Here is a 5,578-nt window from a genome sequence, read left to right on the forward strand (position 1 = left end):
AGCGCCGGGTCGTCGACCCGGAACGTCTTCACCCGGCCCGGCGCCGACACAGGCGTCTCGAAGCGAACGGTCACCCGGCCCAGCCCACTGCCCTGCACCCACCCGTGCCCGTACTCGGCGTGCCGGACGTCGCTCCCCGCGGGCCAGCGCCGTTCGGCGGGTACCTCCGGGCGGGCCTCGGGCGCCGGCTCGGGCATCTCGCCCTCCCGCGCCGTATCCTCCCCCGCATCGCCCGCCGCCTGGGCGAACAGATCCTCCTGCGTGTAGTCGGCCAGCCCGCTGACCCCGACGCCGAGCAGCCGTACGCCGCCCGTGGTGTCCACCGAGTCCAGCAGCCGGGCCGCCGCCTCCCGGACGACCGCCGGGTCGTCGGTGGGGCCCCGCAGCGTCTCGGACCGGGTCAGCGTGGAGAAGTCGTACCGCCGGACCTTCAGCACGATCGTGCGGCCGGACAGGCCGGCCCCCCGCAGCCGGCGCACGCAGCGATCCGCGAGCCGCGCCACCTCCGTGCCGACCCGCACCCGGTCGTGGATGTCCACGTCGTACGTGTCCTCGACGGACACCGACTTCGTCTCGCGCTCGGCGACGACGGGCCGGTCGTCGCGAGCCAGCGCCATCGCGTACAGAGCGTGCCCGTGGGCCTTGCCGAGCAGCCGCACCAGCTCGTCCTCGCCCGCCTCGGCGATCTCGCCGACCGTGTGGATGCCGGCCCGCCGCAGATGGTCACCCGTGGCGGGTCCGACGCCCGGGAGGGTCCGCACCGGCATCGGTTCGAGCATCGCCCGCTCGGTCCCGGGCTCGATCACGACGAGCCCGTCCGGCTTCGCCTGCTCCGACGCGATCTTCGCGAGCATCTTGGAGGCGGCCAGTCCCACGGAACCGGTCAGTCCGGTGACCGCCCGGATGTCGGCGCGCAGTTTCGCGCCGACGAGCCGCGCCGACCGCTCGTCCCACGCCGTGCCCCCGGCCTCCAGGTCGACGAACGCCTCGTCGAGACTGAGCGGCTCCACCAGCGGTGACAGGGCGCGCAGCAGGGCCATCACCTGGTCGCTGATCGAGCGGTACAGCGCGAACCGGGGCACCAGATACGCGGCGTTCGGCGCGAGCCGCCGCGCCTGGGACATGGGCATCGCCGAGTGCACGCCGAGGACGCGGGCCTCGTAGGAGGCCGTGGCGACCACTCCACGCGGGCCCAGTCCCCCCACGATCACGGCCTTGCCGCGCAGACTCGGCTTGGACGCCTGCTCCACCGAGGCGTAGAAGGCATCCATGTCGAGATGCAGGATCGTGGGAGCGGATCTCACATCTCCGATGCTGCCCCATGCCACTGACAACGCCCTCGTCGAGCCGCGCCCCGGGCGGCACGGCCCCGCGGGAACCGCGGTCTCAGACCGCGCGGTTCCTGCGGCGGGCCAGCTCGTCCATCGGGTTGTGGCCGATCAGCGTCTCGCCCGTGTCGACGCGCTCGCCGTGCAGCTGCGACAGGGCGCTCTCCACGTCCCGCCACACCACGCCCACGGCGATGCCGAAGACGCCCTGGCCGCCCTGGAGCAGGGCGTGGACCTCGTCCGGCGAGGTGCACTCGTAGACCGTGGCGCCGTCGCTCATCAGCGTCATGCGCTCCAGGTCGCTGAAGCCGCGCTCGCGCAGATGCTGGACGGCGGTGCGGATGTTCTGCAGGGACACACCGGTGTCCAGGAACCGCTTCACGATCTTCAGCACGACGACGTCGCGGAAGCTGTACAGCCGCTGTGTGCCGGACCCCTGGGCGGGGCGCACGCTCGGCTCGACCAGGCCCGTGCGCGCCCAGTAGTCGAGCTGGCGGTAGGTGATGCCGGCCGCGGCGCAGGCCGTGGGCCCGCGGTAGCCGATCTCCTCGGTCGCCATGCCCACCGCCCCTCCACCGCTCGGCACGGCCGTCGGTCGCTGCGGAGCGGGATCGACCGCACCGCCCCGCGCGGGAGGAACCCCGCCCGGGCGGAGCGGAAAGCTCTGGGGAGGATACGGCCCGCCCGCCCCTAAAACGCGTCCGGGGGCACCCCCAGCCGTACCGTCGCCGCTGCTTCTCACGCCGACCTCCGTCCTTGACCTGCCTCCTCGACGGTAGGCAGTCACCAAGGGTGCGTCAACGATCGCCACACTCGGCACGCCGAGTGATAATCACCCTAAGAGTGGTTTCCCGTGCCCCGTCGCGGGGAAAGGCTAGCCGAATGTGCCCGGCGCGGCCCCGACCGCCGCCGAGGCCCAGGGAAACACTCACTGGTTGCTGGTCCCGAAGTCCTCCGGCGAGATCTGGTCGAGGAACTCGCGGAACTTCTCCACCTCGTCCTCCTGCTCGTCCGGAATGGCGATCCCGGCGTCGTCCAGCACCGTGTCGCTTCCGTAGATCGGGGTCCCGGTCCGCAGGGCGAGCGCTATGGCGTCGGAGGGCCGGGCGCTCACCTCGACACCGCTGGCGAAGACCAGCTCGGCGTAGAAGACACCTTCCCGAAGGTCGGTGATGCGCACTTCCGTGAGCTCCTGTCCCACGGCCTCCAGCACGTCCTTGAACAGGTCGTGGGTCAGCGGCCGTGCGGGCGCCATGCCCTGCTGGGCGAAGGCGATGGCCGTGGCCTCCCCGGGGCCGATCCAGATGGGGAGGTAGCGGTCGCCGCCCACTTCACGCAACAGCACGATCGGTTGGTTGGAGGGCATTTCGACCCGGACACCTACGACATCGAGCTCGTTCACACAGCAACCCTAGGCCGTGCCCGGGACGTTTGGGTAGTCGGGCCGGGATCAGGTGGCCGATCCGGCCGCACTGTGCCGTCCCGCCCGGGGCCGTGCCGCCCTCAGGGCAGCCGCACCCCGAGCGCCGACCGCACCAGCGCCGCGTGCAGCTTCACGGTGAGAGAGGCCAGCTCCTTGGTGCGGTCCTCGGCGTGCGCCCTGGTCTGCGGGTTGCGGTGCCGCCGCAGCGGCGCCACGACCTGCTCCACCAGCCCGGCCTCCCGCTCGGCGGCCGCCTTCATGGCGCGCAGATGGCGCGGCTCGATCCCGTACCGCCCGAGCTCCGTGAGCAGCCCGGCGACGGTGACCGCCTCCGCGTCGTACACCCCGTCCCCGACCGGGACGAGCAGTCCGTACGACTCCCACTCGGCGAGCCGCTGCTCGTCCACCCCGGCGGCGGCGAGCAGCCGGCCGCGTCCGATGCGGGCCGCCGCGGGGGTGTCCGGGACGCTCTCGGCGGGGTCCTCGCCGTCACCCGGACGGCTCAGCGCCGGCAGGGGCACGGCCTCGCCGCGCTCCATGGCCGCCAGATGCTCCCGGATCACCTTCAGCGGCAGGTAGTGGTCGCGCTGCATGCGCAGCACATGGCCGAGGCGCTCGACGTCCCCGGTGCTGAACTTCCGGTACCCGGACGGGGTGCGGCGCGGCTCGACGAGCCCTTCCGACTCCAGGAACCGGATCTTGGAGATGGTGACCTCGGGGAACTCCTCGCGCAGCACGTTCAGCACCGCACCGATGCTCATCAGTCCGGTGTCCGCGGCGGCGGCGCCGTCGCCGGCGCCGCCGCTCGGTGTCTGCAGCATGGACCCTTCCTGGAGTCCCCGGGGCCTCGCCGGGGGGTCAGTAGCTCCGCTGGCTCGCGTAGAAGACCAGCCGGTACTTGCCGATCTGCACCTCGTCGCCGTTGGCCAGGGCGACCTGGTCGATCCGCTCGCGGTTGACGTACGTGCCGTTCAGGCTGCCGACGTCGGCGACCGTGAACGAGCCGTCCGGGCTGCGGCGGAACTCCACATGGCGGCGGGAGACCGTCACGTCGTCGAGGAAGATGTCGCTCTGCGGGTGACGCCCGGCCGTGGTCAGGTCGCCGTCCAGCAGGAAGCGGCTGCCCGAGTTCGGGCCGCGGCGCACGACCAGCAGGGCGGAGCCCACCGGCAGCGCGTCGACGGCGGCCTGCGCCTCCGGGGACAGCGCGGGCACCTGGGTCTGCCCGGTGGCCTCGGCGTCGTAGGCCTCGAGACCGGAGATGGAGATCGTGGACGTCGTCTCGGAGGGGCGCTCCGGGGTGACGCCCGGCTTCAGCGGCGCACCGCAGTTGGAACAGAAGCGGCTGTTCTCCGCGTTGCGGTTGCCGCACCTCGAACACACCAGGGCCGACATGGACGGATCCTCCTGCCGCGGCTGCCCGCCGGGGGCTTGGGACGCGTACGGGCTGGAGAACCCTCCGCCCGCACCGGAGCTCGACGGCTGTCCAGCGCCTATGCCGCCCGCCTCGTCCCGGAACAGCGGACGCTGACCTTCCGCATCGGGCTGTGCGCGGTGAACGGCGGTCGCGCTGTCGCCGCCCTCTCGCCGCGCGCTCTTGCCGAACAACTTCCCAAACAACTTCACGGGCGATTCCCCTTGACCGAAACAGACCCGCCCGTGGGGCAGGACGAACCCTGACTGAACACTTTGGCCGACCCGGACATCTTCACAACGTCCGCCTCCGCCAGACAGTTTCCACCACGCACCACCCATTCGGTGCGCCGACCCCCCGCAACCTCATGCCCTGGCCGGACGACCCCCATGCACCCCCGGTTCACCGGGAGGACGACCGAGCGTAGTCAGGCCGCTTCGGCGCTCGCAAGGCGTCCACAACGATCTTGTCCGACCGCTCCACGGTAACGGTGGCCTGTTCCTTCTCGAGCGTCTGCACCACGCCTCCGGGGATGTTGAGCGCCGGCTCCAGGTCCTGCGGCTTGCCGATGACCTTGAAACGATACGGGGACTTGATCTTGTTCCCGTCCACCGAGACTCCGCCGTCCGCGTCCGACAGGTACGTGCCTGCCACCACCCGGACCCCGTTCACCTGGATCGCCTCGGCGCCCGCGGCGCGCAGCTCCTGGATGGCGTCGAGCAGCATGTCCGACTCGACCGTCCCCTTCGTGTCCTCGATGGTCATCTCGATGCCGGGCCCCTGGGCGGCCACGGTGCCCGCGAGGACGCCGAGTTGCCGCTCCTTCTCGATCGTCTGCCTGCGCGCCTCCTCGGCCTGGTCGGAGCTGTTCTCCAGCTCCTCCCGCTGCTTCTCGAGACCCTGCTTCTCGTCTTCAAGACGCTCGGTACGGTCGTCGAGTTCATCGAGGATGCGTACAAGATCCTCCTGGCGTGCGCCGCGCAGCGCGCTGTCGGTGTCGCTGGTGGAGGCGACCTGGACGGCGAGACCGAACCCGAGGCCGGACAGCAGGAGGGCGACGATGAGTTGGGCCCGGGTCACGCGCGGCGGCCACAGCCCGTTCACGAGCCGCTGCCGCCCGGTCAGCGCGGGCTCGGAGGGCCCGTCGGCGGCGGGAGTCGCGCCGCTCTCAGGCCCCCGGGACGGCTGGGGCGTTCGGGGCGTCTGAGGGGTCCTCGGGGCCTGGGCGGCCTTCGGGGCCTGAGACGCATGAGATCCGTGGTGCCCGTGGTGTGCGTGATGCGTGTGGTGCGCCGGGCTCGCGCCGGTCGTCCCGGACTCCGTCCGCGGGGCGGGCGGGGGCACCTCCGCGGGCAGTTCCCTGCGCAGCCCGGCCGAGGGCGGCGCGTCGGGGGCGGACGCGGGCGTCTCGGG

At 72.1% G+C, this 5,578-nt stretch carries 6 protein-coding genes; all 6 read right to left on the reverse strand.

Features of this window, described 5'->3' with window-relative positions; translation table 11 throughout:
• Nucleotides 1–1,304 (reverse strand): DNA polymerase IV (locus tag CCN29_RS31795; RefSeq protein ID WP_107481755.1); only part of this gene is annotated, 1,304 nt, incomplete at its 3' end.
• 82 nt (nucleotides 1,305–1,386) lie between these two features.
• Nucleotides 1,387–2,070, reverse strand: coding sequence for a MerR family transcriptional regulator (locus CCN29_RS31800; protein ID WP_086686002.1), 684 nt, complete (start codon nucleotides 2,068–2,070; stop codon nucleotides 1,387–1,389).
• 186 nt (nucleotides 2,071–2,256) lie between these two features.
• Nucleotides 2,257–2,730 (reverse strand): bifunctional nuclease family protein, encoded by a 474-nt coding sequence (locus CCN29_RS31805; protein ID WP_004934251.1) that lies wholly within the window; start codon nucleotides 2,728–2,730, stop codon nucleotides 2,257–2,259.
• A gap of 101 nt (nucleotides 2,731–2,831) precedes the next feature.
• Nucleotides 2,832–3,572 (reverse strand): transcriptional regulator FtsR, encoded by a 741-nt coding sequence (ftsR, locus tag CCN29_RS31810; protein WP_006134299.1) that lies wholly within the window; start codon nucleotides 3,570–3,572, stop codon nucleotides 2,832–2,834.
• 37 nt (nucleotides 3,573–3,609) lie between these two features.
• Nucleotides 3,610–4,506, reverse strand: a complete 897-nt coding sequence (locus CCN29_RS31815; RefSeq protein ID WP_078592320.1) for an FHA domain-containing protein — start codon at nucleotides 4,504–4,506, stop codon at nucleotides 3,610–3,612.
• Between the two features lie 61 nt (nucleotides 4,507–4,567).
• Nucleotides 4,568–5,533 (reverse strand): DUF881 domain-containing protein, encoded by a 966-nt coding sequence (locus CCN29_RS31820; RefSeq protein WP_442538603.1) that lies wholly within the window; start codon nucleotides 5,531–5,533, stop codon nucleotides 4,568–4,570.
• Nucleotides 5,534–5,578 lie beyond the last annotated feature (45 nt).

Origin of the sequence: Streptomyces pseudogriseolus (assembly GCA_002154585.1) — a bacterium.
GTDB classification, from domain to species: Bacteria; Actinomycetota; Actinomycetes; order Streptomycetales; family Streptomycetaceae; genus Streptomyces; species Streptomyces pseudogriseolus.

What these genes read in the sequence shown, in the direction of transcription:
- ftsR (WP_006134299.1), bottom strand. Translation starts at nt 3,572, where the DNA reads ATGCTGCAGACACCGAGCGGCGGCGCCGGCGACGGCGCCGCCGCCGCG.
- CCN29_RS31815 (WP_078592320.1), bottom strand. Translation starts at nt 4,506, where the DNA reads ATGGGTGGTGCGTGGTGGAAACTGTCTGGCGGAGGCGGACGTTGTGAA.